Genomic DNA, 3,957 nt, shown 5'->3' with positions numbered 1-3,957 from the left:
GGCGGGGCCGGGGGCGGGGGGGGGACTGGGGGGGGGCTCGTGTGCTGGGGCGGGCGCGCCCCGGGCCCCCCGGGGCGCGCGCCTCAGACGGCACCGCCCCGTCGAGGGTCGACGGGGCGGTGGGAGGGGTGGTTCAGCTGACGTGCGAGGTGTAGCCCTCGGCGTCCATCAGGGTGTCGAGCTCGGCCTCGTCCGAGAGGGTGACCTCGAACAGCCAGCCGCCCTCGTAGGGGGCGGTGTTGACCAGGCCGGGCTCGCCGTCGAGGTCCTCGTTGACGGCGGCCACGGTGCCGGAGACCGGGGAGATGATGTCCGAGACGGACTTGGTGGACTCCACCTCGCCGACGGCGGCGCCGGCCGAGACCTCGGAGCCGACCTCGGGGAGGTCGACGTAGACCACGTCGCCCAGGGCGTCCTGGGCGAAGTCGGTGATGCCCACGCGGACGACGCCGTCGGTGTCGGCCTTCTGGAGCCACTCGTGGTCGGCGGAGTACTTCAGGCCCTCAGGGATGCTGCTCATGGGTGGGTCCCCTTCTCGGTGGTCGGACAGGTGGTGTCGGTCTGCAGGGTACCGAGCGGGCCGTGTGCCGCGCCAGCGCCCGCGCGTCGCCCCGTCACAGCACGCCGCGCATGCCGCGGCGCACCGGGCGGGCGATCGCCAGCATCACGAGGCCGACGCCCACGGTGACGGCGCCGATGGTGCCGAAGTAGGCCACCTCGTTCTCCTGGGAGTACGAGCCGGCGAGCGAGCCCGCCGCCGCCGATCCCAGCGCCACGGACAGGTTGTACAGGGCCACCATCATGACGGGGAAGGCCGCGGGGGCGAGCTTGGTGGACAGGGACAGCCCGACCGGGGAGACCATGAGCTCGCCGAGGGTGGCCACGAGCAGGATCAGCGTGAGCCAGAGCAGCGGCACCCGCAGGACGTCCGCGACCGGGATGAACAGCAGGAACGCCAGGCCGATCAGGACGATGCCGATGCCGAACTTCACCGGGGTGGACGGCTGGCGCCGCCCCAGACGCGTCCACAGCACGGCGAACAGCGGGGCGAGCAGGATGATGAACACCGGGTTGATGGAGTTGACCCACTCCATGGGGACGGTCCACCCGGCGACGTCGCGGTCCAGGCGGGTCTCCGAGTAGATCGCGATCACCGTGAACTGCTGCTGGAACAGCGCGAAGAACACGGCCGAGCCCACGAACAGCGGGATGAAGGCGCGCACGCGCGAGCGCTCCTCGGCGGAGACCTTGGGCGAGGTCAGCAGGAGGGTGAAGATCGCCAGGGCGGCCACGGCGGAGAGCACCACGACGGCGTCGGCCAGGTTCCCGACGTTCACGACGCCGGTGAGGAACAGGACCACGATCGCCGCGACGACGGCGGCCGCGCCCAGCAGCACCCGGCCGAGCTGGCCGGGGCGCAGCGGGTCCGGGACCCGGTGCACGGAGGCGGGCAGGCGGTGACGGGTCAGGGCGTACTGGGTCAGGCCGATCGCCATGCCGACGGCGGCGATGCCGAAGCCCACGTGGAAGCCCCACGCCTGACGGGCCGCGCCGGTGAGCAGCGGGCCGATCAGGGCGCCGATGTTCACGCCCATGTAGAAGACCGAGAAGCCGGCGTCACGGCGGGGGTCGTCGTGGGAGTAGAGCGAGCCCACGAGGTTGGACACGTTGGCCTTCAGGCCGCCCGAGCCCACCGCCACCAGGACCAGGCCCAGGATCAGGCCGGGGACACCGGGCACCAGGGCGAGCGCGATGTGGCCGCCCATGATGAGCAGGCCGGAGAGGAACATGGTCTTCTCGGAGCCCAGGATCCGGTCGGCGACCCAGCCGCCGAGGATGCAGAACACGTACACCATGCCGCCGTACGCGCCCACGATGCCGGTGGCCACGCCCTGGTCGATGCCCAGGCCGCCGCGGGAGGCCTCCCAGTACATGTAGAAGACCAGCATGACCTGCATGCCGTAGAAGGAGAACCGCTCCCACATCTCCACGGAGAACAGGTTGGCGAGCGGGCCGGGCTGGCCCAGGAACCGCCGGCCGGTGTCGACCGTCCCGGTGCCGTCGGGGGCGGGTGGGGCTGCGTGGGACGCCGACGGGGCGCCGCTGTCTGTCTGTCGGATCACCGGTCCACTGTGCTCCACCCCACGTCCGATGTCCCGCCTGACATGGGGTGACGTCGATCACGTGGACGCACAGGCCCCGGAAATGGCGAGAGCCGGCCCCGCAGGGACCGGCTCTCGGTGTGTGCTGGTCGGGCTAGCGGGATTTGAACCCACGACCTCTTGACCCCCAGTCAAGCGCGCTACCAACCTGCGCCATAGCCCGTGATCGGACGCGGTCTCCCGCGTCTTTCGCACCAGATGAGTGTAGCGCATGAGCGCCGCCCCGGACGAATCGGCGTCGGCACGGCCGGGGCGGACGCGGGGACCCGCCCCCCGGACCTGCCTCCGGGCATGAACAAGGGGCCCACGTCCTCTTCGTGGACGTGAACCCCTTATCCCTGATCCGGGGACGACCCGACCGAGAGTCCCCCGGCTTCCGCCCCGGCCTCACCAGGAGCACCGGAGCGGGAGGTCTGCCGACGTCCGCCGGTCCACGCCTCAGAGGCGCTCGCGGACGGACAGTCACGCGTACGGCAGAAAAATACCACGGCGCGACCCGCCTCGGACACCCCCTCCGGCAGACGTCCCCGACGAGGGTCGCCGGAGCGGGCTCAGAAGGTGAAGGAGCGGTCCCCCACCCGGAACTCGACGTCCTCCAGATCGGGGATGCGGTCCCGGACGCGGTCCGCGGCCTCCTGCAGCCGGCGCTCGAGCTCGGCGGGGTCCTCGGGCAGGGCTCCCTCGGCCAGGTCCACGACCATGTCCCGGCCCTCCTGGCCGGTCTGCTCGATCTGCTCGGCGGAGGGGAGGTCCGGCAACGAGTCCACGGCCTCGCGCGCCGCGTCCTCGGCGTCGGAGCCGAGGGAGGACACCGCGTCCTCGGCGCGCCCCACCGCGCTGGACACGGCCGCGCCGGCCTGACTGCGCAGCTCCTCGGTGTCCGGGATCCGGTCCACCTCGTCCTGCAGGGTGTCGATCCGCGCCTCGGCGCTGGACAGGCGCTCCTCGGCGCTGCTGAGGGACTCGCGCAGCTCGGCGGTCTCCTCGTCGGCGCCGCAGCCGGTCAGCAGGAGGGCGGCGGCGGCGAGGACGGCGAGGGAGGCGGTGGTGCGGGGGCGGGGCGTCGTCGTCATGGTCCCCAGGGTAGGGGCCCGGCCTGGGCGACGCCTGGACCGGGCCCCGAGGGCGGCGCTCAGCGGCGCCGGGCGCGCTTCTCCCGGATGCGCATGCCGATCTCGATGGGCGTCCCCTCGAACCCGAAGGTCTCCCGCAGGCGGCGCACGATGAACCGGCGGTACCCCGGGTCCAGGAAGCCGGTCGTGAACAGCACGAACGTGGGCGGGCGCGTGGAGGCCTGGGTCGCGAACAGGATGCGCGGCTGCTTGCCGCCCCGCAGCGGATGCGGGTGCGCCGCCACGAGCTCGCCCAGGAACGCGTTCAGCTTGCCGGTGGGGATGCGCCGGTCCCAGGACTCCAGGGCTGTGTCCAGTGCGGGGACGAGGCGGTCCTTGTGCCAGCCGGTGAGCGCGGAGATGTTCACGCGCGGCGCCCACGCCACGTGGGCGAGGTCCCGGTCGATCTCCTTCTCCAGCTGGTGACGGCGCTCCTCGTCCATCTGGTCCCACTTGTTGTAGGCCAGCACGAGGGCGCGGCCGGACTCCAGGGCGAGCTGGATGATGCGCACGTCCTGCTCGGAGATCACGTGGGGTGCCTCCAGCAGCACGACGGCCACCTCGGCGCGGTCCATGGCCGCGGCGGTGCGCAGGGACGCGTAGTAGTCCGCGCCGTGCGCCATGTGCTGACGGCGCCGGATGCCGGCGGTGTCCACGAAGCGCCACAGCCGCCCGCCCAGCTC

General features: G+C 72.5%; 4 protein-coding genes and 1 tRNA gene. All 5 read right to left on the bottom strand.

Annotation, left to right across the window (positions count from 1 at the left end; translation table 11 throughout):
• Positions 1-133: 133 nt before the first annotated feature.
• Complete coding sequence (gene gcvH / locus Q4D18_RS06880) at positions 134-520, bottom strand: glycine cleavage system protein GcvH (protein WP_303126767.1); 387 nt, start codon at positions 518-520, stop codon at positions 134-136.
• A 94-nt stretch (positions 521-614) separates the two neighbouring features.
• Positions 615-2,027 (bottom strand): peptide MFS transporter, encoded by a 1,413-nt coding sequence (locus Q4D18_RS06875; RefSeq protein ID WP_303126770.1) that lies wholly within the window; start codon positions 2,025-2,027, stop codon positions 615-617.
• Positions 2,028-2,248: 221 nt separating this feature from the next.
• Positions 2,249-2,325, bottom strand: a tRNA-Pro gene (locus tag Q4D18_RS06870).
• 388 nt (positions 2,326-2,713) lie between these two features.
• On the bottom strand, positions 2,714-3,235 hold the full coding sequence (locus Q4D18_RS06865) for a hypothetical protein (protein ID WP_303126765.1): 522 nt from the start codon (positions 3,233-3,235) through the stop codon (positions 2,714-2,716).
• A gap of 59 nt (positions 3,236-3,294) precedes the next feature.
• Positions 3,295-3,957: GTP-binding protein (locus tag Q4D18_RS06860; protein WP_303126764.1), on the bottom strand; the 663-nt coding region annotated here is incomplete at its 5' end.

The organism is Micrococcus sp., assembly GCF_030523875.1.
Lineage (GTDB): Bacteria > Actinomycetota > Actinomycetes > Actinomycetales > Micrococcaceae > Micrococcus.
Note: the sequence above shows the minus strand (reverse complement) of the source record. Positions and strands in the feature narration are given on the sequence as shown.

Coding starts and splice junctions, on each gene's coding strand:
- Q4D18_RS06865 (WP_303126765.1), bottom strand. CDS start 3,235: ATGACGACGACGCCCCGCCCCCGCACCACCGCCTCCCTCGCCGTCCTC.
- gcvH (WP_303126767.1), bottom strand. CDS start 520: ATGAGCAGCATCCCTGAGGGCCTGAAGTACTCCGCCGACCACGAGTGG.